This window comes from Mesorhizobium sp. M2A.F.Ca.ET.046.03.2.1 (genome assembly GCF_003952425.1).
Classification (GTDB): domain Bacteria; phylum Pseudomonadota; class Alphaproteobacteria; order Rhizobiales; family Rhizobiaceae; genus Mesorhizobium.
Genome location: NZ_CP034449.1, coordinates 629,573 through 656,014, shown reverse-complemented (window position 1 = coordinate 656,014; position 26,442 = coordinate 629,573). Strand labels below are relative to the sequence as shown.

21 protein-coding genes and 1 pseudogene are annotated in these 26,442 nt (G+C 64.4%); 14 read left to right on the top strand and 8 right to left on the bottom strand.

Annotated features, from left to right (window positions below; translation table 11 throughout):
* Window positions 1–4 precede the first annotated feature (4 nt).
* The gene (gene thrC / locus EJ072_RS03250) at window positions 5–1,402 is read right to left on the bottom strand and encodes a threonine synthase (protein WP_126078550.1); all 1,398 of its coding nucleotides are present in this window, start codon (window positions 1,400–1,402) and stop codon (window positions 5–7) included.
* Between the two features lie 128 nt (window positions 1,403–1,530).
* On the opposite strand from thrC, the gene EJ072_RS03245 reads away from it, so the two are divergent.
* Window positions 1,531–2,277, top strand: a complete 747-nt coding sequence (locus EJ072_RS03245; RefSeq protein WP_126078549.1) for a hypothetical protein — start codon at window positions 1,531–1,533, stop codon at window positions 2,275–2,277.
* A 23-nt stretch (window positions 2,278–2,300) separates the two neighbouring features.
* Here the strand turns inward: EJ072_RS03245 and EJ072_RS03240 are convergent, their stop codons facing one another.
* On the bottom strand, window positions 2,301–2,990 hold the full coding sequence (locus EJ072_RS03240) for an HAD family phosphatase (RefSeq protein ID WP_126078548.1): 690 nt from the start codon (window positions 2,988–2,990) through the stop codon (window positions 2,301–2,303).
* A gap of 173 nt (window positions 2,991–3,163) precedes the next feature.
* Between EJ072_RS03240 and EJ072_RS03235 the strand changes: the two genes are divergently transcribed.
* Window positions 3,164–4,297 carry a site-specific DNA-methyltransferase gene (locus EJ072_RS03235; RefSeq protein ID WP_126062194.1) on the top strand — a complete coding sequence of 378 codons (1,134 nt, stop codon included), beginning with the start codon at window positions 3,164–3,166 and terminating at the stop codon, window positions 4,295–4,297.
* Between the two features lie 55 nt (window positions 4,298–4,352).
* Here the strand turns inward: EJ072_RS03235 and EJ072_RS03230 are convergent, their stop codons facing one another.
* Together EJ072_RS03230 and mutY are read right to left on the bottom strand one after the other, a co-directional pair.
* Window positions 4,353–4,964, bottom strand: coding sequence for an HAD family phosphatase (locus tag EJ072_RS03230; RefSeq protein WP_126078547.1), 612 nt, complete (start codon window positions 4,962–4,964; stop codon window positions 4,353–4,355).
* The gene (gene mutY, locus EJ072_RS03225; protein WP_126078546.1) at window positions 4,961–6,085 is read right to left on the bottom strand and encodes an A/G-specific adenine glycosylase; all 1,125 of its coding nucleotides are present in this window, start codon (window positions 6,083–6,085) and stop codon (window positions 4,961–4,963) included. Before mutY ends, EJ072_RS03230 begins: the two co-directional genes overlap by 4 nt.
* A 32-nt stretch (window positions 6,086–6,117) precedes the next feature.
* Here mutY and EJ072_RS03220 point away from each other — a divergent pair, with 32 nt between their 5' ends.
* The 3 genes from EJ072_RS03220 (at window position 6,118) to smc (ending at window position 11,053) form a co-directional block, all read left to right on the top strand.
* On the top strand, window positions 6,118–6,627 hold the full coding sequence (locus EJ072_RS03220; RefSeq protein ID WP_126078545.1) for a DUF721 domain-containing protein: 510 nt from the start codon (window positions 6,118–6,120) through the stop codon (window positions 6,625–6,627).
* Window positions 6,628–6,781: 154 nt separating this feature from the next.
* The gene (locus tag EJ072_RS03215; protein ID WP_042641803.1) at window positions 6,782–7,528 is read left to right on the top strand and encodes a DsbA family protein; all 747 of its coding nucleotides are present in this window, start codon (window positions 6,782–6,784) and stop codon (window positions 7,526–7,528) included.
* 63 nt (window positions 7,529–7,591) lie between these two features.
* Complete coding sequence (gene smc / locus EJ072_RS03210) at window positions 7,592–11,053, top strand: chromosome segregation protein SMC (RefSeq protein WP_126078544.1); 3,462 nt, start codon at window positions 7,592–7,594, stop codon at window positions 11,051–11,053.
* A 28-nt stretch (window positions 11,054–11,081) separates the two neighbouring features.
* On the opposite strand, the gene EJ072_RS03205 is transcribed toward smc, so the two are convergent.
* Window positions 11,082–12,794, bottom strand: a complete 1,713-nt coding sequence (locus tag EJ072_RS03205) for an HAD family hydrolase (RefSeq protein WP_126078543.1) — start codon at window positions 12,792–12,794, stop codon at window positions 11,082–11,084.
* 229 nt (window positions 12,795–13,023) lie between these two features.
* Here EJ072_RS03205 and EJ072_RS03200 point away from each other — a divergent pair, with 229 nt between their 5' ends.
* Window positions 13,024–13,941, top strand: a complete 918-nt coding sequence (locus EJ072_RS03200; protein ID WP_126078542.1) for an acetamidase/formamidase family protein — start codon at window positions 13,024–13,026, stop codon at window positions 13,939–13,941.
* A gap of 214 nt (window positions 13,942–14,155) precedes the next feature.
* Here EJ072_RS03200 and EJ072_RS03195 read toward each other — a convergent pair.
* Window positions 14,156–14,764, bottom strand: a pseudogene (locus EJ072_RS03195) (aldose 1-epimerase); the annotation flags it as partial.
* Between the two features lie 212 nt (window positions 14,765–14,976).
* On the opposite strand from EJ072_RS03195, the gene EJ072_RS03190 reads away from it, so the two are divergent.
* The 8 genes from EJ072_RS03190 (at window position 14,977) to EJ072_RS03155 (ending at window position 23,219) form a co-directional block, all read left to right on the top strand.
* Complete coding sequence (locus EJ072_RS03190; protein WP_126078541.1) at window positions 14,977–15,762, top strand: FadR/GntR family transcriptional regulator; 786 nt, start codon at window positions 14,977–14,979, stop codon at window positions 15,760–15,762.
* The gene (locus EJ072_RS03185; RefSeq protein ID WP_126078540.1) at window positions 15,756–17,483 is read left to right on the top strand and encodes an IlvD/Edd family dehydratase; all 1,728 of its coding nucleotides are present in this window, start codon (window positions 15,756–15,758) and stop codon (window positions 17,481–17,483) included. Before EJ072_RS03190 ends, EJ072_RS03185 begins: the two co-directional genes overlap by 7 nt.
* Window positions 17,484–17,491: 8 nt before the next feature.
* Window positions 17,492–18,271, top strand: coding sequence for an SDR family oxidoreductase (locus tag EJ072_RS03180; RefSeq protein ID WP_126078539.1), 780 nt, complete (start codon window positions 17,492–17,494; stop codon window positions 18,269–18,271).
* Window positions 18,272–18,298: 27 nt separating this feature from the next.
* Window positions 18,299–19,297: an AraD1 family protein gene (gene araD1 / locus EJ072_RS03175; protein ID WP_126078538.1), complete on the top strand. Its 999-nt coding sequence runs from the start codon at window positions 18,299–18,301 to the stop codon at window positions 19,295–19,297.
* Window positions 19,298–19,349: 52 nt separating this feature from the next.
* Window positions 19,350–20,375 (top strand): ABC transporter substrate-binding protein, encoded by a 1,026-nt coding sequence (locus EJ072_RS03170; RefSeq protein ID WP_126078537.1) that lies wholly within the window; start codon window positions 19,350–19,352, stop codon window positions 20,373–20,375.
* A 77-nt stretch (window positions 20,376–20,452) separates the two neighbouring features.
* The gene (locus tag EJ072_RS03165) at window positions 20,453–21,553 is read left to right on the top strand and encodes an ABC transporter ATP-binding protein (protein WP_126078536.1); all 1,101 of its coding nucleotides are present in this window, start codon (window positions 20,453–20,455) and stop codon (window positions 21,551–21,553) included.
* Window positions 21,550–22,422 carry an ABC transporter permease gene (locus tag EJ072_RS03160; RefSeq protein WP_126078535.1) on the top strand — a complete coding sequence of 291 codons (873 nt, stop codon included), beginning with the start codon at window positions 21,550–21,552 and terminating at the stop codon, window positions 22,420–22,422. Before EJ072_RS03165 ends, EJ072_RS03160 begins: the two co-directional genes overlap by 4 nt.
* Window positions 22,419–23,219: an ABC transporter permease gene (locus EJ072_RS03155; RefSeq protein WP_126078534.1), complete on the top strand. Its 801-nt coding sequence runs from the start codon at window positions 22,419–22,421 to the stop codon at window positions 23,217–23,219. Before EJ072_RS03160 ends, EJ072_RS03155 begins: the two co-directional genes overlap by 4 nt.
* 494 nt (window positions 23,220–23,713) lie before the next feature.
* On the opposite strand, the gene EJ072_RS03150 is transcribed toward EJ072_RS03155, so the two are convergent.
* Window positions 23,714–25,615 carry a P-loop NTPase fold protein gene (locus tag EJ072_RS03150; RefSeq protein ID WP_126078533.1) on the bottom strand — a complete coding sequence of 634 codons (1,902 nt, stop codon included), beginning with the start codon at window positions 25,613–25,615 and terminating at the stop codon, window positions 23,714–23,716.
* Window positions 25,616–25,959: 344 nt separating this feature from the next.
* Complete coding sequence (locus EJ072_RS03145; protein ID WP_126078532.1) at window positions 25,960–26,382, bottom strand: VOC family protein; 423 nt, start codon at window positions 26,380–26,382, stop codon at window positions 25,960–25,962.
* Window positions 26,383–26,442 lie beyond the last annotated feature (60 nt).

The window sequence follows — 26,442 nt, the reverse complement described above, 5'->3', positions numbered from 1 at the left end:
CTCCCTAACGCGCCGCCCGCGAGTGGCGGTTCACGTAATCTTCCACCATTTTCAAGTCGGATGGAAGTATCGTGTATTTTTCGTCGGCTGTCATCAAGCCGCCTAGCCATGCGGGCAGGGCAGGGGTGACGCCGCTCGCTGCCTCGACCGCGGCCGGGAATTTCGCCGGATGCGCGGTGCCGAGCACCACCATGGGCACCGGACCGGAAGCGTGGGACGCGGCGACATGAACGGCGGCGGCCGTGTGCGGATCGAGCAGGTAGTTGCTTTTCTCGAGCGTCGCGCGGATGGTGGCCGCGACCTCGTCCACCGTGGCGCGGCCGGCGTCGAACTCGGCGCGGATGCGCTCAAGTTCGCCTTCCTCAATGGTGAAGGCGCCGGACTGCTTCAGCCCGTTCATGTAGCGGCGCACCGTTTCGGCGTCGCGGCCAGCCGCCTCGAAAAGCAGGCGCTCGAAATTCGACGACACCTGGATGTCCATCGACGGCGAGGTCGTGGCGAACACGCCCCTGGTCCGGTATTCGCCGCTCGCCAGCGTGCGCGCCAGGATGTCGTTGTCGTTGGTGGCGATGATCAGCCGCTCGATCGGCAGGCCCATGCGCTTGGCGGCGTAACCCGCGAAAATATCACCGAAATTGCCGGTCGGGACGGTGAAGGAAACCGGCCGGTCTGGCGCGCCGAGCGACAGAGCGGACGAGAAATAATAGACGATCTGAGCCATGATGCGGGCCCAGTTGATCGAATTGACGCCCGATAGCGACACCCTGTCGCGGAAAACGTGGTCGTTGAACATGTCCTTCACCAGGCCCTGGCAGTCGTCGAAATTGCCTTCGACCGACAGCGCGTGGACGTTGGCAGCGCTTGACGTCGTCATCTGCCGCTGCTGCACCGGCGAAACCTTGCCATGCGGGAAAAGGATGAAGATGTCGGTGCGGTCGCGGCCGGCGAAGGCGTCGATCGCGGCACCCCCGGTGTCCCCCGAAGTCGCGCCGACGATGGTGGCGCGCTGGCCGCGGTCGGCAAGCACGTGATCCATCAGCCGCGCCAGCAACTGCATCGCCACGTCCTTGAAGGCCAGCGTCGGGCCGTGGAACAGCTCGAGGATGAAGATGTTCTTGCCGGTCTGCACCAGCGGGCACACGGCCTCATGCCGGAAAGTGGCATAGGCCTCGCGCACCAGCCGCTCGAAGACGGGCGCCGGGATCTCGCCGCCGAGGAAGGGCGTCAGCACGCGGATGGCAAGGTCCGGATAGGCAAGCCCGCGCATGGCGCGGATGTCGGCGGGCGAAAACCGCGGCCATTCGCGCGGCAGGTAAAGCCCGCCGTCGCGCGCCAGCCCGGCCAGCACCGCGTCTGAAAATCCAAGCGCGGGCGCATCGCCGCGGGTACTCACATATTGCATCGTAAAAGGCCCATTGCTGCCGGTCGCGTCATCCACGGCAATTGGTTAATTTTCCGAGCCGGCTCAGTCGCATTTTTGCCGCGCCGTTGCTATACGTCACCGGCTTTGTGAGAGGGAAGTGCAGTTTCATGGCGTTTTTTTCGGTCAACCGTCGCTTTGTCGCGGGTCTGGCGCTCGCCGGCTTTATGCTTGCCGCCGCCGGCTGCCAATCGAGCGACAATGGCATATTGAACCTCGGCATCGGCAAGAAACCCGATCCGACAGCTCCGATACCGCCGCAGGACCCCAAGATACTCGCCAGCCAGTTGCAGGCCTATTGCCCGAAAGTGACGCTGCGCGACGGGACAGCCTTCTTCAACACCTATGCCAAGGGCACGGCGGCGAAGCCGAAGAAAAAGAAGGTTGACGCCGCGGCCGACGCTGAAGCCGAGGTGGCGGCCGCCGCAGCCCAGACCGTCCCCAACGGCCAGCCGGTCGATCCCGCTCACGATCCGTCCAAGATCATCTACCAGGCCTCGATCGCGGACATGACGCGCGATTGCACCCATGCCAACGGCCAGCTGTCGATGAAGATCGCGGTCGCGGGCAAGGTCGTGCCGGGCCCGATGTTCGCGCCCGGAACCGTCATGATGCCGATCCGCATCGCCGTCCAGCGTGGCGACGAGGTGCTTTATTCGCAGCTCCATCAGTACCAGGTGCAGGTCACCGATCCTTCGGCCGCAACCCAGTTCGTCTTCACCGATACCAATGTCGTGGTGCCGGAGCCTTCCGCAAAGGATTACCAGGCCTATGCGGGCTTTGACGAAAACACGCCGGCCGCCCCAGCGGACAAGTCGAAAGGCAAGCGGAAGAAACGCGCTCCGGCGACGAACTGAGCAGGGCTGGGATCGGAACGGATTTAGGCGTCTTCCGACCACTCCGAGAGCGCCGCAATCGTGCTGTTGAGCTCCGCCCAGCGCCGGATGACCGTTTCGGCGCCGGCCTCGGTCAGCGCGTCGGCGTGGCCCGGATAGCTGTGCCCGGCGCCGGTGAAGCCGATCACGCGCATGCCGGCCGCCCTGGCGCCGGCGATGCCGTGCACGGAGTCCTCGATGACGAAAGTGTTCTTCGGGTTGGCGCCGAGCTTCTCTGCGGCGTAGAGGAACACATCCGGCGCCGGCTTGGTCTTCTTGCTGGGTATGTCCAGGCCCGAAAAGATACGGCCGGCGAAGAACGGCAGCAGCCGCACCCTCTCCAGCATGAATTCGACCCGCTCGGTGCGTGAGTTGGAGCAGACGGCGCGCGGTGCCGTGACGGCCGCAACCGCCTCCCGGGCGCCGTCGATGATGCGCACGTCGCTGCGCAGCTTGCGGTCGACCAGCTCCTCGGCGCGGTCGATCAGCGAGGCCTGGAACGGAATGTGCGACTTCTCCTCGAGCCGCAGCATGATGTCCTTGAAGGTCAGCCCCGCATAGGTCTCGGAAATCTCCACAGCCGAAATCTCGAAGCCGGCCGATGTCAGAAGCTCGGCCTCGACGCGCGCGGCGATGATTTCGGAATCGACGAGCACGCCGTCGCAATCGAAAATGACAAGATCTGGCTGGGGCATGGCAATCTGGGTCGTTGGGGGAGGAGCCTGACTGGCTTAAGCGGCGCGGCATACACCAACGGGCCGGCCTGCGCAAACCGCCGAGGGTCAGGCGTCGGGCCTTCACCGAATGTTTACGCTGATCGGTAACCATAACAGCCAGTAAACCGTAACGCGTTTGTTTGGGTGTTTTGATGTCTGCCGTGCGTCTTCTCGACGAGCTTTCCCACGCCCCTCTTAAGTCCGAATGGCTGGACACGATCCTCAAGGGCGATTGTGTCGCCGCCCTCGACCGCCTGCCGGAAAAGTCGGTCGACATCATCTTTGCCGACCCGCCCTACAATCTGCAGCTCGACGGCGACCTGCACCGGCCCGACCAGTCCAAGGTCGACGCCGTCGACGATGACTGGGACCAGTTCGAGAGTTTTGAAGCCTATGACGCCTTCACCCGCGCCTGGCTGCTCGCGGCGCGCCGCGTGCTGAAGCCCAGCGGCACCATCTGGGTCATAGGCTCCTACCACAACATTTTTCGCGTCGGCGCCCGCATGCAGGATCTCGGCTTCTGGATCCTCAACGACATCGTCTGGCGCAAGACCAATCCGATGCCGAATTTCCGCGGCCGCCGCTTCCAGAACGCGCATGAGACGATGATCTGGGCCTCGCGCGACCAGAAGGCCAAGGGCTACACCTTCAATTACGAAGCGCTGAAGGCCTCCAACGACGATCTGCAGATGCGTTCCGACTGGCTGTTTCCGATCTGCACCGGCGGCGAGCGCCTGAAGGACGAGAACGGCAACAAGCTGCATCCGACACAGAAGCCGGAAGCGCTGCTTGCCCGCATCATGATGGCCTCGACCAAGCCGGGCGACGTCGTGCTCGATCCCTTCTTCGGCTCGGGCACCACCGGCGCGGTCGCCAAGCGCCTCGGTCGCCATTTCGTCGGCATCGAGCGCGAGCAGGCCTATATCGACGCAGCCAATGAGCGCATCGCCGCGGTGCGCCCGCTGGAAAACGCTGATTTGACAGTGCTTTCGGGCAAGCGCGCCGAACCGCGCGTCGCCTTCATCAGCCTGATCGACAACGGCCTTGTCGCGCCCGGCGCCACGCTCTACGACGCCAAGAAGCGCTGGGCGGCGAAAGTGCGCGCCGACGGCACGCTGGCGATCGGCGACAGCGCCGGCTCGATCCACAAGATCGGCGCCGAGGTGCAGGGGCTGGACGCCTGCAACGGCTGGACCTTCTGGCACTATGAGCGAAGCGGCGGCCTGACCCCGATCGACGAGCTGCGCCGCATCGCCCGGCTCGGCATGGAGCGGGCAGGGGCCTGAGCCGCCGGTCCGCTCTTGAAACGACGCTTCAACGGATCGCCGCAAGCGATTCAGTTCAGGCCACAATCCCGAGCCGTTCAAGATCCGCTTTAAGCGTCGGGGCGTCGGTGAACAGCAGCGCCTGCCAGCCGGCGGCCTTGGCGCCGTCGACATTCTTCTGGCTGTCGTCGATGAATAGCGAGGCCGACGGATCGAGTTCGAACGACACGACGTGATGGTCGTAGATGGCGCGGTCGGGCTTGATCAGGCCAATATCCCCGGAGACGGTGACGCCCCGCGGCTTTTCCAGGAACGGAAAGCGGGCGCGGGCCTCGCGGAACGTGTCCGAGGCCCAGTTGGTGAGCAGCGTCACGTCGTGGCCGTCCTCGATCAGGCCTTCCAGCAAAGCGACGCTGTCTTCATAGGCGTGCGGCGCCATCTCGTGCCAGTAGCGGCGGAAATTGCGGATGTTCTCGGCATGGTCGGGATGCTCGGCGATCAGCAGCGCCTCGGCTTCTTCCCAGGTCCGGCCGCGATCCTGCTCGAGATTCCATGCGCTGGTGCAGACATTATCGAAGAACCATTTCCGCTCCCCGGCATCGGGGATCAGGCGGCTGAACGGAATGTCCGGATCGTAATGGACCAGCACCTTGCCGATGTCGAAGACGATATGGCGGATTTCGGTCATTGCATGCCTTTCGGTCTCTTGGTCGCGCCCGGTATGGCCGCTTCGATTGCCTTTTTCATGACAGTCGGCAGCGCCTCCCCGGAAATCTCGTGGGCCAGCGACCAGAAATGCCCGGATGGCGCGGCGCCGTTGACGCGGGCGTGGAAGATTTCGAGCTCGAGCGCGAAATGGGTGAAGACATGGCCGATCTGCCCGGCGCGCCGCCAATCGGCGGGAAAGGGCGCGGCGCCGGCTGTCGTGGCGCCGTCGATCCGCGCCGTCCAGCCCGTGGTCGGCACCTCGGTCATGCCGCCGAGCAGGCCTTTCTCCGGCCGTTTGCGCATAAGGATGGCGCCGTCGGCGCGCTCGGCGACGAACGCAGCACCCCTGCGCAGCGGCTTGTCGTCCTTCGGCAGGCGGACCGGGAAACGCTCGGGATCGCCCGTGAGAATGGCGCTGCAATCCTCGCGGACCGGGCAGAGCATGCAGCGCGGCCGCTTCGGCGTGCAGGTCGTCGCGCCGAGATCCATCATCGCCTGGGCGAAATCGCCGGGCCTGGCCTGCGGCACCAGCTTTTCGACCAGTGCGCGGATTTCGGGTTTCGCTTCGCTGAGCGGGGCTTCGATCGAATAGAGCCGGGTCATCACCCGCTCGACATTGCCGTCGACGACTGCCGCCGGCCGGTCGAAGGCGATCGCCGCGATCGCCGCCGCCGTATAGGCGCCGATCCCCGGCAATTCGCGCAGGCCGGCCTCGGTGTCGGGAAAGCGGCCGCCGCGCAGCGCGACGAGGTCGGCGCAGGCCTTCAAATTGCGCGCCCTGGAATAGTAGCCGAGCCCGGCCCAGGCTTTCATCACGTCTTCGGCGGGGGCCGCCGCCAGCGCCTCGACCGTCGGCCATTTCTCGACGAAATTGCGGAAATAGGCCTTTACCGCCTCGACCGTGGTCTGCTGCAGCATCACCTCGGACATCCACACGCGATAAGGATCGGCCCTCACGCCGCGCGCAAACGCAACCGGCGTGACGCGCCAGGGCAGGTCGCGGTGATGCGCGTCGTACCAGGCAAGCAGGCGGGACGCGATGCCCGTGTCTTCGGACGCGGCTTTCTGTGATGCCTTGCGGGTCTGGTCGAGCGGTGCCATTGATCGGATGAATTGGGGAATGGAGAACGCACATGGCAGGGAAAAGGCCCTTCGGCAATCCCGTTCCGGTGAGCGATCTCGCCACCGAGATCCTCGACCCGGTGCTGAAGAAGCGCGCCGGCATCTCGATCGGGCTGGTGCAGTCCTGGGAGGAAATCGCCGGGCCGCGCCTGGCCACTCATTCGCGCCCGGAAAAAATCCAGTGGCCGCGCCGGCTGCATGAGGACGACCCGTTCGAGCCGGCGACGCTGATCATCGCCTGCGAAGGCATGGCGGCTCTGCATCTGCAGCACGAGGCCGGCGAGGTCATCAACCGCGTCAACGCCTTCCTGGGCTTCAACGCTATCGGCCGCATCAAGATCCTGCAGAAACCGGTGCTTTCGCAAAAGGCGCGGCCGAAGCCCGCGCCGCGACCCTTGACCGAGGCCGAGAAGGCAAAGCTTTCGCATCTGGTCGGCAAGATCGAGGACGACGGCCTGCGCGCTTCGCTGGAGCGGCTTGGCGCCACAATTTTGGGTGAAAGGAAGCCCAAAGGGTCGTAAGAAGCGTCATGAATGCGTCACCAATCTCGCGCATTCGTGATGCTCGTGATCAAGTTTCGCGATTGGATTGGGGATCGGGATGCCTTAATTCGCGCCAACTCTCGCCTTTTCTAGCCCTTGCATTGCAAAATCCAACCGATATCAGGTGATTCGCATGAACCGTGCCCCGTTTGGCAATAGCTTGTCCCGCAGAAACCTTCTGACAGCGCTGGCCGCTGTTCCTGCGGTGGCGCTGCTTGCCGCATGCAGCGACTCCGGCGAGGAGGCCAAGGCCGCCGACGTGAAGCCCGCCGACCCGTCGACGCCTGCCAAGCCCGCCGCCACTCCGGCGGCCGCCCAGGTGCCGGAGGCACAGGGCACGGTCGACATGGCGGAACTGCTCAAGCCCGGCGCGCTGCCCGAAAAGCAGCTCGGCAAGGACGACGCCAAGGTCACCATCGTCGAATACGCCTCGATGACCTGCCCGCATTGCGCGCATTTCGCCATGACCACCTTCCCCGAGCTGAAGACCAAGTATATCGACACCGGCAAGGCGCGTTACATCCTGCGCGAATTCCCGTTCGACCCGAGCGCCGAGGCCGGCTTCATGCTGGCGCGCTGCTCCAAGGACAATTACTTCGCCATGGTCGACGTGCTGTTCAAGCAGCAGCCGAGCTGGGTCGGCGTCAACAACACCAAGGAAGCGCTGCTGCAGATCTCCAAGCTCGCCGGTTTTACACAGGAGTCCTTTGAGTCCTGCTTGACGGACCAGAAACTTCTGGACGATGTGAGAGCAGTCCAGAAACGCGGAGCGGACGAGTTCAAGGTCGACTCGACGCCGACCTTCTTCATCAACGGAAAGACCTACAAAGGGGCGATGTCGATTGAGGAAATGTCGGCCATCATCGACCCTCTGCTCTGACATCCAGGCCGCGCCGAAGCGGTCAGGCTTTGGCGCGATGGCCTGTAGTGTAGGGCGGCGCGAATGAAATTTTCGCGCCTTCGCCTTCTCGGTTTCAAATCCTTCGTCGAGCCCGGCGAGTTCGTCATCGAACGCGGGCTGACCGGCATTGTCGGGCCGAACGGCTGCGGCAAGTCAAACCTCGTCGAAGCTTTGCGCTGGGTGATGGGCGAAAGCTCCTACAAGAACATGCGCGCGTCCGGCATGGACGACGTGATCTTTTCCGGCTCCGGCGCGCGCCCGGCGCGCAACACCGCCGAAGTCACGCTTTTCCTCGACAACACAGACCGCACGGCGCCGGCCGCCTTCAACGACGCCGACGAATTGCAGGTCTCGCGCCGCATCGAGCGCGAGGCCGGCTCGCTCTACCGCATCAACGGCAAGGAAGCCCGCGCCAAGGACGTGCAGTTGCTCTTTGCCGACCAGTCGACCGGCGCCCGCTCGCCCTCCATGGTCGGCCAGGGCCGTATCGGCGAGTTGATCCAGGCGAAGCCGCAGGCGCGCCGCGCGCTGCTCGAAGAAGCGGCCGGCATTTCCGGCCTGCACACGCGCCGACATGAAGCCGAGCTTCGGCTGAAGGCCGCCGAGCAGAATCTGGAACGGCTGGACGACGTCGTCGGCGAGCTGGAAGGCCAGATCGAAAGCCTGAAGCGCCAGGCGCGCCAGGCCTCGCGCTTCAAGAACCTGTCGGCCGATATCCGCAAGGCCGAAGCGACGCTGTTGCATCTGCGCTGGACGCTGGCAAAGACCCAGGAAGGCGAGGCGCGCTCCGCGCTTGCCGTCGCCACCACGCTGGTCGGCGACCGCGCCGCCGCCCAGATGGCCGCCGCCAGGGAGCAGGGCATCGCCGCGCACCGGCTGCCGGACCTGCGCGACGCCGAAGCCGCCGCGGCCGCCGCCTTCCAGCGCCTGTCGATCGCCAAGACGCAGATCGAGGAGGAGGCCGGCCGCATCCGTGCCCGCCAGACCGAGCTCGAACGCCGTCTGCAGCAGCTCGACGCCGACATCGCCCGCGAGGAGCGGATGGTGCGCGACAATGCCGATATCCTCGAGCGCCTGCGCGTCGAGGAAGCCGAGCTCAATTCGGAAAATGCCGGCGCCGCCGAGCGCGAGGCGACCACGCGCGCCGCTTTCGAGCAGGCAGGTGCTACGCTGTCGCAGAGCGAGGCAAGACTTGCCGCGCTGACCGCCGAGCGCGCCGAGGCGGCGGCCTCGCGCCACCAGATCGAGCGCTCGTTGCGCGAAACAGCCGAGCGCCGCGACCGCTTCGCCCGCCAGCTCGCCGACGTCGACCGCGAGCTTTCCGACATCGTCGCGCGCATTTCCGGGCTGCCGGATCCCGCTGAAAAGCGGCTGCTGGTCGAGGATGCGCTGGCCAGGCTTGAAGAGAGCGAGGCCGGCGCCATCGCAGCCGAGCAGGCCGTCGCCGAGGCGCGCGCGGCCGAAAGCGCCGCAAGGCCTCCGCTGCAGGATGCCAGGGCGGAACTGGCGCGCATCGAGACCGAAGCACGCACGCTGGCAAAAATCCTCAACGCCACCAGCGGCGGCGATCTTTTTCCTTCAGTGCTTGAACAGATCAGCGTCGAGCGCGGCTATGAGACGGCGCTTGGCGCGGCGCTCGGCGAGGACCTCGACGTCCCGCTCGACCGCAGCGCCCCGGTGCATTGGGGCGAAAGTGCGGTTCAGCCGGGAGATGCCGTATTGCCCGAGGGTGTGAAGAGCCTGGCAAGCGTGGTGCATGCGCCGTCGCAGCTCGCCCGCCGCCTGGCGCAGACCGGCGTTGTCGAAGCCGCCGACGGTCGCCGGCTCCAAGCGCTTCTGGCTCCTGGCCAGCGGCTGGTCAGCCGCGATGGCGCGCTCTGGCGTTGGGATGGCCTCACCGCTAGCGCCGACGCGCCGACTGCCGCCGCGCTGCGGCTGGCGCAGAAGAATCGACTGGCCGAGCTCGATGCCGAAGCCGTGCAGGCGACGCGCGTCGTGCGCGAGGCGGAGGAGGCGCTGGCGCGCGCCGAGCAGGCGATGCGCCAGGCAAGCGAGGCCGAGCGCAATGCGCGCCAGGCCGGCCGCGACGCACAGCATGCGTTGGATGCCGCCCGCAATGCGCTGGCCGACGCCGAGAAGGCCGGCGGCGAGCTGGTGAGCCGCCGCGCTGCCTTGGACGACGCCCGCGCGCGCATCGTCGAAAGCCATGAGGAGACGCAGGCTGCCTTCCTCGAAGCCGAGGAGATGCTCAAGGACGCGCCCGATCTCGGCGATCTTCAGCGGCAGCTCGAACAGGCTTCGGCCAATGTCTCGCGCGACCGCGCTACGCTTGCCGACGCGCGGGCCGTGCATGAGGGGCTGCGCCGCGAGGCCGAGGTGCGCATGCGCCGGCTCGACGCCATCGGCGCGGAGCGCAGGAACTGGGTGGAGCGCGCCGAGAACGCCTCGACGCAGATTGCCGCGCTTGGCGAGCGCAAGGCCGAGGCCGAGGCCGAACGCGAGCGGTTGGCCGATGCGCCGGACGAGATCGATGCCAAGCGCCGCGCTTTGCTGACGCAGCTTTCAGAGGCGGAGGCGTTGCGCCAGACGGCGAGCGACCGCCTGCAGGAGGCGGAGAACAAGCAGGCCGAGCTCGACAAGGCGGCCACCGCGGCGATCCAGTCGCTCGCCGAGGCGCGCGAGACCCGCGTGCGCGCCGAGGAGCGGCTCACCGCGGCGGACGAACGCCGCGCCGAGGTCGAGGCGCGCATCCAGGAAGCGCTGAACACGCCGCCGCATCTGGTCTTCCAGCATACCGGGCTCAAAGCCGACGATCCGATGCCCGACATGGCCGAGATCGAGCGACAGCTCGACCGCCTGAAGATCGAGCGCGAGCGGCTTGGCGCGGTCAATTTGCGCGCCGAGGAAGAGCAGCGGGAGCTATCGGAGCGGCTGGAGACCATCGTTTCCGAGCGCGAGGACATCATCGAGGCGATCAGGAAACTGCGCCAGGCGATCCAGAGCCTCAACCGCGAGGGCCGCGAGCGGCTGCTGTCCGCCTTCGAGGTGGTCAACGGCCATTTCCAGCGGCTGTTTTCGCATCTGTTCGGCGGTGGCACGGCCGAGCTGCAGCTGATCGAGTCGGAAGATCCCCTGGAAGCTGGCCTTGAAATCCTCGCTCGCCCGCCCGGCAAGAAGCCGCAGACCATGACGCTGCTTTCCGGCGGCGAGCAGGCGCTGACGGCGATGTCGCTGATCTTCGCCGTCTTCCTCACCAACCCCGCGCCGATCTGCGTGCTCGACGAGGTCGACGCGCCGCTCGACGACCACAATGTCGAGCGCTTCTGCAATTTGATGGAAGAGATGGCGAAGACGACGGAAACCCGCTTCGTCATCATCACCCACAACCCGATCACCATGGCGCGCATGGATCGCCTCTTCGGCGTCACCATGGCCGAGCAGGGCGTCAGCCAGCTGGTCTCGGTCGACCTGCAAGCGGCCGAAGCGATGCGCGAGGCGAGCTGAGCTCACCTCTCAGGTTCGACGACCAATCCTACTTTTCCGGAGCTGTCGCAGGCGCCGTATACCTGCGCCGCACGGCGTCGATCACCAGCTTGCGGCTTTCCTCGGCCGACAACGCCTTGTTCTTCTCCGCCTCCGCCGTCTCTCGGGCGAGGTCCTTGTCCCTGATCTGCTGGCGGAACCATTTGGAATAATCGCCGGCGCGCAAATGGTGTTCCCATGTCTTGTCGTCGATGCCTTCCGCCATCTGCGCGAAGATGATGAGGTTATGGGCTCTGAGGTTCATCGCCTTCTTCGGTCCGGTGAAATAGAAGCTGCCCTCTTCGTCGAGCTCGCCCTCGGCATATTTGCGGCTGTGGCGCTTCAGCGACTGGGCGGGCTCGATCGCCTTGACCGAGAACGGCGCCTTGCCGTCATGCGGGCGCCAGAACAGCACGCGGTCGCCCTTCGGCGATGGAATGTCCTTCGGCGCCGGGAGTCCCGTTTCCTTGCAGAAGGTCTTGATCACGCCCTTCGCCTGGGGGCCAAGCGCGATCACCGCCGTCACCAGGCCGAGCGCGTCGGTGGAGATTGCTTCGGGGTGGACGGTGATCAGCACCGTGCCGGGCAGCTCGATCGAAAGCACCGAACGCGTATCCCCGCGCCGCTTGGGCATCAAGTGATGCGCCTCGTCGATGATCAGCCAGTGCGGCCTTGCCGTCCGGTAGCGGATATTGCCGAGGCCGGGCAGCAATTCGGCGAAGAAATCAGGCCGCTCGTCCACCTTCAGCGCCAGGCCGTTGACCACGACATTGTTCTGCGGCTTCTCGATCAGTTCCAGCAGCTGCTCCTTGTTGGGCGCGGTCGAGCCGTTGCCGAGCGGCACCGCGCCTTTCAGCCCGTCATAGTCGCCCTCGGGGTCGAAAATGCAGAACTGCAAACCCTTCTCGACCAGCCGCTCGGTGAGCGCCGTGGCCAGGGTCGATTTGCCGATGCCCGAGCTGCCGGCGATCAGCACTGTTTCGGTCGGCGACAGATAGATGTCCTTGCCGCGCGAAGTTCCGAGCAGCACGCCGCCCAAGCGCTTCTTGGCAATGAGGTGGTCGTGCTTGATCAGCTTGCGGATCAGTTCCTCGACGCCCTTGCCGCGCACCTCCTTGGTGACGAGATCTGCGGTTTCCTTGACGGCGGGCAGCGCGTTGGCCACCGCGACGCTGCAGCCCGAGGCCCTGAGAAAAGCGTGGTCGTTCTCGGCGTCGCCGACCGCCACGACATTGTGCGCCGACAGTTTCAGGTCTTCGAGCGCCGCCGCCAGCCCGGTCGCCTTGTTGACGCCGGAAGGCAGGATCATCACCGCGCCCTTGTTGAAGATGATTTCCAGCTCCAGCCCGAGCTTCTTGATGACATCGAGCACGGTCGCCTGATGCGGTTCCCAGGTGGCGACGATCGATCGCCCGACCGAGAGCGGCTTCACGCCGCGCTTCTTCAGCCTGTCGACGAGATCCGCGGAAGGCGAGGGCGAGATCGTGCGCTCTTCCTCGCTCGCCGGCGTGTAGATCAGCGCGCCGTTTTCGGCCACGACCTTGTCGAACAGCGACAGTTCGGGAAACACCTCCTTCAGGTCGGGCAGCTCGCGCCCGGTGACCAGGATGAGCTTTCGCCCGGATTTCTTCAGCTTCTCCAACGCCGAGATCGTGCTCGCGGTGACCAGGCCATCATGCGCCAGCGTGCCGTCATAGTCGGTGGCCAATGCCATGAAATACATCGGTTGAGCCTCTCCATCGTCCGTTTTGCCGGTCGCCTGGAAAACCGGCCGGGTGGACAACAACGCCTGTTGGTGGAAAAGGTTTAGGCCGGGCACTGGATTTGTCGGGCTGGCGCCAGGTCCGTCCTGCATCGTGGCGGCCAACTCGCCGATACCAATGGAACGATCGGGCGCCAGGATCTCGATCCGCCCACTTGCCCCGCGGCAACGCCTTCGCTACTGCCATTCCATGGCAACGCACAGGCTCATCAACAGCACGTGGCACAATGTCCTCGGGACGGTCGCGCCGGCGCTCACAATTGCATCCGGCGATGTCGTGATCACAGAGACGCTGGACGCCAGGGGCTTCGACAAGAACGGTGCGCGACCGGCTCATGGTCCAAACCCGATGAACGGCCCGGTCTTCGTGACGGGAGCCGAACCGGGCGACGCGCTCCGCGTGGACATCCTGCGCATGGATCCTATCCGCCCCTCCGGCTGGACGATCTCGTCGCTGGCCGCGAATGTTGTCGATCCCGAGGCTGCTCGCCAATTGCCGGCGCGCGACAGAGCCGACTGGCTGGTCGATCTGGAATCGCGAATCGCGAAGTTGCAGGAGCCGCCGCCAGGCCTTGAGAACTTCGTGCTGCCGCTCGAACCGATGATCGGTTGCTTTGGCGTGGCGCCCGCGATGGGCCAGGCTTTCTCCACCGCGACAAGCGCGGAGAATGGCGGGAACATGGATTATCGCGGCTTTCGGCCTGGCGCGACCGTTTGGTTTCCCGTCGCCGTGGAGGGTGCGCTCTTCTTTGCGGGCGATTGCCATGCAACGCAGGGCGATGGGGAGATCGTCGGAACCGGGATCGAGACCTGTTTTGAAGTGCAGCTACGCCTTAGCGTGGAAAAGAACAGGCGGTTGACATGGCCTCGCGGTGAAAACGAAACGCACATTTTCTCGGTCGGCAACGCGCGGCCGCTGGATCAGGCCCTTCAGCATGCGACCACGGACATGCTCAACTGGCTGACCAGCGATTATGGATTGTCCGCCGCCGCCGCATCGCATCTGATGGGACAGGTTGTCCGGTATCACGTCGGAAACGTCTTTGATCCTGCCTACACGATGGTCTGCCTTGTCGAAAAGCGATGGCTTCCGGCATCCGTCGGCTGAGGAGCGCACGCCCCAAGGTGCGCCAACCGGAACCCGCTCCGTGGCTCCGGGCGGCATACATCAGACTGTCTGTGACGGCATGAAGCGGACGCTTGCCGAGCGGCTCTCGCCAGGCGCGTAGCACCATGCAGCCTGTGTCTTCGTCCAACCGGTTGAAGGCGTCGGTGACGTTGCTGACCGGCTCGGCGCAGAAGAACGGCTCGCCTGGCGGTGTGTAGAGCACCAGGAAATCGAGCTGTGCTTCGGCCTCGATGTCCAATAGCCGTTCCTCATCCGGCCAGGTGATGCGGGCACGGCGTGTCCATCCCGTGAAGACGGTGTCGAATGCGGCCTCGGCGACGTCGAAGCCCGTTGTCGGATCGGCGCCCGCGGGCGGCGAAACATGGCGTGTGGGCAGAACCTGGGCGTCGGTTTCCCACATCCCGGTGACATCGGCCTGGATATGCGTCCACGGCGTGGCGGGAAAATAGGGATGAAGCCCGAACCCGCCCGGCATGGGCGTGTCCGAGAGGTTGCGCAGCGAGATCCGGATGCTCAGGCAGCCCCGTACGAGTCCGATCCTCTGCTCGGCCTCGTAGCTCCAGGGCCAGGAATCGGCATCGTGGCGATAGCGCAGGATCGCCCTGGCTTGCTGGTGTCCGGCCAGCGTCCACGGCAGTCGCCAGCCATGGCCGTGCTCATAATGCGGGTCGTCTGGTCGCGTCGGCAACTCTATGGTCCGGCCGGCGAAGCTGAAGCGGCCGCCCCTTACACGATTGGAGTAGGGGACCAGCGGAAAGCAGGCCATCGCGCCCGCGTCGCGGCTGTCGAACGCGGCGGGCAGGGCGGGGCGTAGCCAATCGACGGCATGCCCATTTTCCGCCAGCGATATGACGCCAGCGCGCCGCCGGCGGCCGGGGCGATCTCGACCGTCGCCAGACCGTCGGTGATCGTGACCAGGCCGTCCGCGCCTCTTGTCTCAAAATTTCCATCCATCCTCTCTCCAGCGGCTTGACTCTCAACTATGGCTGGATAAAGACATATCATATGAATAGTATGAAGAATACAAAATCCTTCAGCACCGCACGCACGTCGCGGGTCGTCGCGGCGGTCGCCAGCGGCTCGACGGCGCTGCATGCGACGGTCGTCGAGCAGATCGGGCTGCGCATTGTCCAGGGCGATTTCCTGCCGGGCGAGGCACTCCCCAATGCCGATGATTCCAGTGAGATGCTGGGCGTCAGCCGCACCGTGCTGCGCGAGGCCATCAAGGTCCTGGCGGGCAAGGGGCTGGTCGAGTCGCGGCCTAAGACCGGCACCCGGGTGCGCCCACGCTCCGACTGGAATTTCCTCGATCCGGACGTCCTTTCATGGCGCTACGCGGCGGGCGTCAGCGCCGAGGACGTCACCGCCCTTTTCGAGCTGCGCCGGGCGATCGAGCCGATGTCGGCCGCGCTTGCGGCCAAGCGCGCGACGCCGGCGCAGCTTGCCGATCTCAACGCCGCGCTCGCCGAAATGGAGGTCGTGGGCGACGACGGCGACCGCTTTGCTAAGCCCGACCTCATCTTCCACCAGACCATCCTGCGCATGACGGGCAACGAACTGATCGGCTCGCTGGCAGCGCTGGTGGAAACGGCCCTGATGATGAGCTTCCGTCTCTCCAACGACAATCCGGAGGGGCAGCGCCACTCGCTGCCGCTGCATCGCGAGGTGGCCGAGAAGATCGCCGCCGGCGATGGAAGCGGCGCGCAGCAGGCGCTTCTCGTCCTCATCGACAATGCCGAGGAAGACGTTCGCCGCAGCGTCGAGAACCGCAACAGGCGCCGTAAGGAGCAGAGATCGTGAGCGAAAGACGAAAGCTGCGGTCGACAGCCTGGTTCGGCGGTGAAGGCAAGAACGCCTTCATGCACCGCAGCTGGATGAAGAACCAGGGCATTCCGGACGATGCGTTCGACGGTCGCCCGGTGATCGGCATCTGCAACACCTGGTCGGAACTGACCCCGTGCAATGCGCATTTGCGGGCGCTTGCCGATCACGTCAAGCGCGGCGTCTATGAGGCCGGCGGCCTGCCGGTCGAATTTCCCGTGACATCGCTCGGCGAAAGCAACATGCGCCCGACCGCGATGCTGTTCCGCAATCTGGCGAGCATGGACGTCGAAGAGTCCATTCGCGGCAACCCTATCGACGGCGTCGTGCTCATGGTCGGCTGCGACAAGACCACGCCGTCGCTCCTTATGGGAGCGGCGTCCTGCAACCTGCCGACCATCGCCCTGTCGGGCGGCCCGATGCTGAACGGCAAGTTCCGCGGTCAGGACATCGGCTCCGGCACCCATGTCTGGAAATTAGCCGAGGACGTGAAGGCCGGGCGCATGAAGGTCGAGGACTTCCTCGCCGCGGAGCAGGGCCAGAGCCGGTCGGCCGGCAGCTGCATGACCATGGGCACCGCTTCCACAATGGCCAGCATGGTCGAGGCGCTGGGCATCGGCATGCCGGACAATGCCGCCATACCGGCGGTCGACTCGCGCCGTGGCGTGCTTGCGCAGCTTGCCGGGCGGCAGATCGTCGATCTTGTGCACCGGGACGTGACGATTTCGCAAATCCTCACCCGGCAGGCCTTCGAGAACGCCATCCGCGTCAACGGCGCCATCGGCGGATCGACCAACGCGGTGCTGCACCTCATAGCGATCGCGCATCGCGTCGGCGTCGATCTCAGCCTCGACGACTGGGATCGCCTCGGCCGCGATGTGCCGACCATCGTCGACCTGATGCCGTCGGGCCGGTTCCTGATGGAAGATTTCTACTACGCCGGGGGGCTGGCTGCGGTCATGGCGTCGCTGGATGGGGCGGGGTTTCTCCATCGCGACGCCATGACCGTCAGCGGAAAGACGATCGGCGAGCTAGTCGACGGTGCGCCGAACTACAACAGCGAGGTAATCCGGCCGCTCGACCGGCCGCTGACCAGGGAAGGCGGCATATCGGTGCTGCGCGGCAACCTTGCGCCCAACGGCGCCGTCATAAAGCCGTCGGCGGCGACCCCTGCGCTGATGCAGCACCGGGGCAGGGCGGTGGTCTTCGAGAATATCGAGCACTACTACGCCCGCATCGACGACCCGGACCTCGACATCGATGCCTCGTCGGTGATGGTGCTCAAGAATTGCGGGCCGCGCGGCTATCCCGGCATGGCCGAGGTCGGCAACATGCCGCTGCCGGCCAAGCTCCTGAAACAGGGTGTTTCCGACATGGTCCGCATCTCCGATGCGCGCATGAGCGGCACCGCCTACGGCACCGTGGTCCTGCATGTTGCTCCCGAGGCTGCTGCGGGTGGCGCGCTTGCCCTGGTTCGCGACGGCGACCTCATCGATCTCGACGTGGCCGGCAGGCGTCTCGAGTTGCTGGTTTCCGAAGAGGAGCTTGCCGCCCGCCGCCGCGACTGGAAGCCGCCGGCGCCACCCGAGGGCGGCTACCAGAGCCTCTATGTCGAGCGCGTGCTGCAGGCCGATCGGGGCTGCGATTTCGATTTCCTTGTCGGGCGCCGCGATGCCGGCATCCCCCGCCATTCGCATTAGGTGCCGCAATGAGCGACGAGACCGGGAGCTATGCGATCTACCCCAGCCTGCGGGGCCGCAGCGTCTTCATAACCGGCGGCGGCAGCGGCATCGGCGAGAGCCTCGTGCGCCATTTCTGCGCGCAAGGCAGCCGCGTCGCCTTCGTCGACCTGGCGGTGGAGCCGTCCCGACAGCTGGTGGCGGCGGTCGCGGCGCAGGGCCATCCCGAACCGCTGTTCATTCCCTGCGACCTGCGCAATGTCGAGGCCCTGCAGGCGGCGGTCGAGCAGGCGAGGGACCGCAACGGCCCCATCCAGGCTCTCTGCAACAATGCCGGCAATGACGACCGCCATCAGACCGCCGATGTGAGCGTCGCCTATTGGGACGACCGTATGGCCGTCAACCTGCGCCACCAGTTCTTCGCCGCGCAGGCCGTGCGCCCGCAGATGAAGGCCCTTGGCGGCGGCTCGATCATCAATTTCGGCTCGATCACCTGGATGGTCGGCGACCCGGATTGTCCCGCCTATGTGACGGCGAAGGCGGCCGTCTACGGCATGACGCGGGCGCTTGCCCGCGAACTCGGGCCCGAGCGCATCCGCGTCAACTGCATGGTGCCGGGCTGGGTGATGACGGAGCGCCAGATGCGTCTGTGGCTGACGCCGGCCGGCGAGCGCCAGATCGAGGAAAGGCAGTGCCTGCCCGACCGGCTGCAGCCATCCGACATTGCGCGCATGGCGCTGTTCCTGGCCGCCGATGACAGCCGCATGTGCTCGAGCCAGCAATTCATCGTCGACGGCGGCTGGGTGTGACCCGGCGAGAAGGAAAAAGGTAGGTTCATGCGTCTCGTTCAGTTCAACTTGCCCGATGGCAGCCGTCATGTGGGCTGCGTCAGCGCCGACGGCGATCAGCTCCACATCCTTCTCGGCACCGACACGGTTCTCGAACTTGCCACTGCGGCTGTCGCCGAGGGCAGGTCCATCGCGTCGGTCGTCGAGGAGCGGAACGGCGGCGAGAAAGTCGATTACGACCAGCTGCTGCGCGAAGGCCGGGTTCTCGTTCCGGTCGATCATCCGGAGCCGGCGCGTTTCCTTATCACCGGCACCGGCCTGACGCACACGGGGAGCGCTGCCGCGCGCGACAAGATGCATGTGCTGACCCATGGCGAGGACGCCGGCGAATCCGATTCGCTGAGAATCTTCCGCATGGGGCTGGAGGGTGGCAAACCCGCGCCGGGAGAGCTGGGCGTCCAGCCGGAATGGTTCTTCAAGGGCGTCGGCACCTGCGTCGTTCCGCCTGGTGCCGCGCTGCCGCTGCCGGCCTTCGCCAAGGCGGGTGCCGAGGAGGCTGAGATCGTCGGCCTCTATCTCAACGGACCGGACGGCCGCCCCTATCGCATCGGCTACGCGCTGGGCAACGAGTATTCCGACCACGTGACCGAGGCCGAGAACTACCTCTACCTCGCGCACTCGAAACTCCGCTCCTGCTCGATCGGCCCCGAGCTGCTGATTGGCGAGCTGCCGGCGGAGGTGCGCGGGCATTCCCGCATCCGGCGGGACGGCGCCGTCATCTGGGAACAGGAATTCCTGTCGGGCGAGACGCACATGTCGCACTCGATCGCCAATCTCGAGCACTACCATTTCCGCTACCCGATGCACCGCCGGCCGGGCGACCTGCATGCCTATTTCTTCGGCGCGGCGGTGATGAGCTACGCCTCCGGCATCAAGACGGCGCCGGGCGACGAATACGAGATCCAGGCGCCGGAATTCGGAAAGCCGTTGCGCAACCGGATGCAGGCGGTGCCGGACGAGGGGCTGGTGGCCGTCACCCCGCTGTGACGGCAAGACCCGCGGACTGAGATCATCACAAACAACAAATGGGAGAATGATCATGCTACTGAAGAGACTGCTTCTAGGGATAGCGGGTGTCGGCCTCGGCATCGGCCTGATGGCGTCGTCGGCGCTCGCGGCGAACCTGCGCGTGCTGGCCTGGGATGGCTATGCAGACGCCGATTGGGTCAAGGACTTCACCGCCGAGACCGGCATCGGCGTCGATGTCGTCTTCATCGGCAGCGACGACGAGATCTGGGCCAAGATCAAGGGCAGCGAGGGGCAGGACTTCGATGTCTTCGCCGTCAACACCGCGCAGCTGCAGCGCTACATCCAGGCCGACCTCGTCACGCCGATCGACCTGTCGAAGCTTCCCAACCAGAAGGACACGCTGCCGCGCTTCCGCGACATAACAAAGGTCAGCGGCGACACCAAGGACGGCAAGGTCTACGGCATCCCGTTCTGCTTCGATTCCATTGGCCTGATCTACGATACCGACAAGGTGAAGCCGGCGCCGACATCGATGTCAGTGCTGTGGGATCCGGCTTACAAGGGCAAGGTGCTGGCCTATGACAATGGAGAGCACAATTTCTCCTTCACGGCGCTGACGCTGGGCTACAAGGACCCGTTCAACCTCAGCGCCGAGCAGATGGCGGCGGTCAAGGCCAAGCTCGTCGAGCTGAAGGGCAATGTGCTGAGCTTCTACACCACCGCCGACGAGGCCCAGCAGATCTACCAGAACAACGACGTCGCCCTGATCTGGGCCAATTACGGCCAGCAGCAGGTCAAGGCCTTGCAGAAGATCGGCGCCCACGTCGCCTACATCAATCCGAGCGAGGGCGCGCTCGCCTGGCTCGACAACTGGGTCATCTCGAAGGGCGTTCGCGACAAGGACGCGGCCGAGAAGTGGATCGACTTCATGCTGAGCAAGAAGGTGAGCGGCGCCTTGTCCGAGCGCACCGGCTTCGGCAACACCGTGGTCGAGTCGAGCAGCGCCGGCAGCAACGACAAGCTGGTCTGGCTCAACAATGTCGAGGACCCGACCAAGCGCTCCGACCTGTGGAACGAGATCAAGGCGGCGCCTTGACCCGCCCTCGCGATCCTTGAGGACCTGGCGGTCCGGGCCGGACCGGACCGCCGACACGCTATTCTTGGAAGTCAGCCATGAACCAGACCAGCGACCTTCTCACGCTGCGCTCCGTCTCGAAGTCCTATGGCACCGTTCCCGTGCTCTACGACATCGACCTTGCGATCCGCGATGGCGAGTTCTTGACCGTGCTGGGACCGTCCGGTTCGGGCAAGACCACGGTGCTCAGGCTGATCGGCGGCCTGGAGCCGCTGACTTCGGGCGAGATCCGCCTCGACGGCCAGGACATCAGCGGCATGCCGATCAACCGGCGGCCCTTCAACACCGTGTTCCAGGACTATGCGCTGTTCCCGCATCTTACCGTCGCCGGCAATGTCGGCTACGGCCTGTCGGTTCGCCACGTGGCGCGCAAGGAGATCGCGCGCCGCGTCGCCGAGGCTCTGGAATTGGTGCAGCTCGGGCGGTTCGCCGACCGCTTTCCAGCCCAGCTCTCCGGCGGCCAGCGCCAGCGCGTGGCGCTCGCTCGCGCCCTGATCTGCCAGCCCCGGCTCGTCCTGCTCGACGAGCCGCTCGCGGCTCTCGACCTCGAACTGCGCCGGCAGATGCAGGAGTTCCTGAAATCCATCCAGCGCGAGGTCAAGACCACCTTCCTGTTCGTCACCCACGACCAGGAGGAAGCCATCGGCATGGCCGACCGGATCTGCGTCATGCAGGCCGGCCATATCCGCCAGCTCGGCAGCCCGCACGAGCTTTATTACAAGCCGAACTGCGAGTTCGTGGCGCGCTTCTTCGGCGAGAACAATCTCGTGGGAGGCAGGCTCGCTGAGACGCAGGGCGAATTCCGCGCGATCGAGACGGCGCTCGGCCGGCTGGTCTGTTCGGTCGCTGGCCAGCCGCATCTCAAGGCCGCGGCGACCGGCGCCAGCGGCTTCGCCGCCTTCCGCCCCGAAGCGCTGCGACTTGCCGGCGACGGCGATGCCGGGAACCGTCTTTCCGGCATCGTCGCCGATCTTGCCTTTGCCGGCTCCTCGACGGTCGCCACCATCACGGCCGGCGGCGATGCCGCGCATCGCCTCAGGCTGCGCTTTCCGAGCCGGGTGGACGGCAGCGCGCTCAGGACCGGTGAGACCGTGGCGCTTTCCTTCGCGCCGCACGAAGGCCATCTGGTGCTGGCATGAAGAGCGCTGGCCTGGCGCGTCCCGTCGCCATCCGCTGGTCGCCGCTGGTCACCGCGCTTGCCTTTGCGTTGCCGGTGGTGTTCGTCCTGGTGCCACTGGCGATCTTCCTGGTCTACAGCTTCTTCAGCGTCGACCAGGGCCAGATCGTCTATGCGCCGACGCTCGCCAACTATCTCCGCTTCTTCACCGATCCCGTCTTCCTCCCGGTGTTCTGGCGCACGATCGTGCTCTGCCTGTCGGTGGCGGTGATCTCGATCCTGCTCGCCTATCCGACAGCCTATTTCCTGACCACGCTGCGCGGCCGCTGGCGTTACGCGCTGCTGATGCTGCTCATGGTGCCGCTCTTGATGAGCTACGTCATCAAGATCTACGCGATACGCAGCATTCTCGGCCTCAATGGTTTTCTCAACAAGGCGCTGGTCGGACTTGGCATTCTCGCCGAGCCGTCGACGCTCTTCGTCTTCAACATGAACGCTATCCTGCTCACGCTGACGCTGCTTTTGATTCCCTTCGCGATCCTGCCGATCTTCCTGGCACTGGAGCGCATCCCGCAGGTGCTGTTGCGCGCGTCCGACGATCTCGGCGCAAGCAGCCTGCAGACGTTCCTGCGCATCACCTTGCCGCTGTCCCTGCCCGGCGTCGCCTCGGCGGCGAGCTTCGTCTTCGTGCTGGCGATCGGCGATTTCCTGACGCCGCAGATGGTCGGCGGCATCAGCGGCTTCACCTTCGGCCGCATCCTCTACAGCCAGTTCGGCACCGCCTATAACTGGCCCTTCGGCGCCGCTCTGTCGGTGGCGCTGGCCGTCGTGGTGATCGTCGCGATCCTTCTCGGCGAGCGCTTCGGGCGCAATCGGGGGACCTCGCTTTGATCGCAGCGCCGCGCCTCTCCACCATCCTTCTCGCCGCGATAACCGTCCTGGTCGCGGCGCTGCTCTACAGCCCGCTTTTCGTGCCCATCGCGTCGTCCTTCTTTCCCGTGGCGCGCGGCGAGGTCGACTGGTCGTCACCGACGGTCGAGACCTATGTCGCATTGGCTGGGAATCACGAGATTCTGGCCGCCCTCCGCACCACGCTCGTCGTCGGCGTCTGCACGGTCGTCCTCTCGGTCGTGAGCGGCACATTGCTGGCCCTCTACTATCATGGCCGCCGCGCCGGCCGCTCGCTGCTGCAGTTCATCGTCTTTCTGCCGTTCCTGATGCCGCCCATCATCAGCGGCCTGGCGCTGTTGATCTTCTTCCGTGAGATCGGGCTCGAACGCTCGCTGCTGACGGTCGTCATAGGCCATACGGTCTTCGTGCTCGCCATCGTCTATCGCACGGTGCTGACGCGCCTGCAGTCGATGAGCCGCACGCTGGTCGAGGCCTCCTACGACCTCGGCGCGACCAAATGGCAGACCTTCTGGCGCGTCATCCTGCCCAACCTTTCGAGCGCGACGGTGGGCGGCGCCATCCTGGCTTTCGCCCTGTCATTCGACGAGACCATGATCACCATTCTGGTCACCGGCACCCAGACGACGCTGCCGGTACGCCTGTGGGCGATGATGCGACTGGGTTTCTCGCCGGATATCAACGCGCTGGTGGCGCTGATCCTGATGTTCACCATCTTGCTCTGCGCCCTTGCGGCCAGGTTCCTGGTTCCGAGGCAGATCGCCACGCAGCGCAGTTGAAACAACGCTGATCCTGCGCTGGGCGATGCCCGGGGCGGAGCTGGTTGGCAATGTGAGGGATGGCTGGGGCGCCAGGATCCTGACTTTTCATTTTTTGCTTCCATTTTTACGTATAATATCAGACACTTAGGAAAGTGCCGCTCTGTCGTCAAGATTCAGTTGTAGCGTCAAGTTGGGGCGTGCTCTTCGACCTTATTCCAAAGTCGGTCGTCAGTCAGATAGACTCCTCGCTGATCAGGTCCGCGCATTCGTCTCGAAGGTAGAACCGTTGCCATAGAGCTGCGCAAGCCTGTTGCTGGCTCGATGGGATCTTCGAGGCTAGCCGCTCAAGCCAATAGGCGTAAAGACTCAACCGGCAGACTCCTTTACCCAGAGCAGCACCACTGTTGGTTTAGTCAGTAGCTGACTTAAAGATCACGTCCGCGTTTCCTGGAGGGGAATGGCCGCTTACCATCAGGGAACAGGCTGTGTAACGATGCCGATCGCAATGTACACTACGCGGCTGTTGAAGTTGCTGGAGTTCCCGTGCGTCTAAGACTCTTGTTTAGTTCGCTTTTCATCCAACTCTGTCGATACTCCAGAAGACGCTTATACGGAGGTGCCTCGCGGTCCACTAACACCGCAAACTCCCTTTCGACATCCTCGACCCAGGGGTGTTCGGCCGCTAATGACTTCTCGTGAACATCGTTCGAGTAGCGATCTAGGAATGCGGCCATCACGGTCTCCCGTGGCGTCGACCCATCGACGAGTAGTTCGGCGAACTCCTTAGGATCGCAGAGTTGGAGGAATGGAACGCCCTGCAGGTTGCCTTCTTTCTCTCCGTAGTTGTTAAGGCGGAGAGCTGCCCGCTGATCGAGTCGTAAATCCGCCAGGAAAGCTGGGAGCATGTCAGCCAGTTTCGCGTCCCGAACTTTCCCGACACCCTCACGGACCAGGTGCCTCAGCATTTGGAATTCAGGGGTGTCATTCTCCGGGTAGACCAGACCGGCATGCGAGCCAGAGCTGAATCCGAACAATTCTGTCAAAGGCTGAAGCCGCCGGTCGGCAACCACCTCATCGACATACTGTCTGAAGTAGGCGTCTGGATCGGCCCCGTTGATCAGATCGTCACCAAATTTGCGAAGTCGCAGAACCTCGCCGATTGCATGGAGAAGTTCTCCGGGATGGAGGATCGAGCGATTGGCAAGTTGCCCTACCAAAAGGTCCCGAAAATAAACGTACTGTGCCCTCGACAAAGAGGTCCAGTCCCATAGGGCTCTCCAAGGGGCTAGATTTTGCGGTGGGGCAACTGCTGGGTGCGACTGAACCCGACTTATAAGTTCTTCGATTGCGATTGTTCCGGCTTTGAGCAGCGTTGCCACATGCTCGGGCGGGATGATCGGATCATTCCAAGACACCATCGGGTAGGACGCCAGCAGGCGAACTCCAGTCCCGCTCGGACCTTTGCCAAGCAGGCTCGACCAGCGTTCTGAACGCAGCGCGCGGATGCCTTCGACCGACATCCCGTTGGTGCCGCCGCGAAACTCCATCTCAACCGCAACGAGATAAACCAGGATCGCGTCCACTGCCTTGGGGTGTTCCCTCAGCGTCGCTTCGAGCATGCCGACTAAGTGATCGAAGTCCTCAATGGCCTGGCGGAGGCTTCGAAGATTCTGCATTTTGGACGCTCGGAACACGCCCAAAACTGTTTCCGTGGAACGTTCCACGCACGCCTTCGCAGTCGGCGACGTCATCCGCGCAGTGAATAAGGGCAAGACTACTTCCGGGTCCGAACCAACTCTTATCGTCTTGCTGACGAATTTCTCCTTCTGCCGTTCGTAGTCCGATCGGGCGGGCTCAGCCTCCTCGGGGATCTTATTGATGTTGCGCACCGGCGACGCTATTTCCTCCTCGTTCGCAATGACGATGACTTTTACACCGTCCTTTGCGAACGAGTACACGAGCGCCAACGCTTCAAGCACGGGCATCGAGGAACGTTCGAGATCGTCGAACACTAGCACTCGTTCGCGCGGATCGAGCATGGCGCGACGGATTTTCGCTGCGTCTGCTGGCGTGCCTACCGTATTCTTCGAAAAATAGGCGCTGGCACGCAGCGCAATCTCCGTGGCGATCCGGCCGGACTTACCATGTTCGGATGCGAAGAACTGCTCGTAGATTTGATTGACATTGCTAACTCCGGCCAGCGACGCGTACCAGTAGCGGCCGCTCGCACTCAAAGGATCCCAGTTGAGCACTGCAGCGTTGCGCCGATCCAGGAACGATTTCAGGAAATAGGTCTTGCCCGAGCCCCATGGACCGTCGATCATGACAGCATAATCGGTCCCCTCCGCTGCAAGGTATCGGCTGAGGTATTCCTCCGCCTCTCGGTGGCTCGCTCTAGCTACAGTCTCGTCCATCAACTCGTTCCTTAATCTGCGTGCAGGAAGACCGACACTGCGTTCGTGGCATCAATTTTTGTTATGCCCAAACACTTTCTGACGCTGTGCAGGCGTACATTTCGGGCTGTAAGCAAATTGTTCGACACCGGTGCGGATCAGGGGAGCTTTCGATCGAGACGTTCTCTCCGTTGCAATGTAGCTCACGCCGCGCCGCCTCAAGCCGGACACAGGGTGGAAAACTCTCTGAAATGGTGCCATGTTCGCCAAAGCGGCATTTATTCACTCAACGGCATCGGTCGGAAATGCCACCATTGTTCTCACGGCGCGGTCAGCGAAGACGTATCAGCGTCGAGTGCCGCAACTCAGTGCGTGGCGCCGGTCGCAACGTCGACCACCCATGTAATGCCGAAACGGTCGATCAGCATGCCAAAGAGCGGGGACCATTGCGTCGGCGCAAGATCTTGCAGGATCGTGGCGCCTTCTGCCAATCGCGACCAGCGCGCCCTATTGTCTTCAAGGCTCGATCCGCTGAGCGACACATAAAAGGCGTTCTTGCCTGCATTGTATTCCTGCCCCGCCCGCACATCGAAGGCCATGATCCGGAAGCCCTCTTTGGAGATGACCTGGCCCCAAATGATGTTGTCAGGCGCGGCGGCGACTTCGGCCTGGCCCATCGCCTCATAGGTCATCAAAACCTGCTCTCCGTCGAATACTCGGACATAGAAGTCGAGCGCAGCGCGAGCCTGTCCATTAAAGTTGAGATGGGTCGTCACAGTAAAGGTCATTATTTGCTCCTGGTTGACGCTGGCGGCGTTGGCTTTCGTCGCGCCTTGGCTGTATAGCGC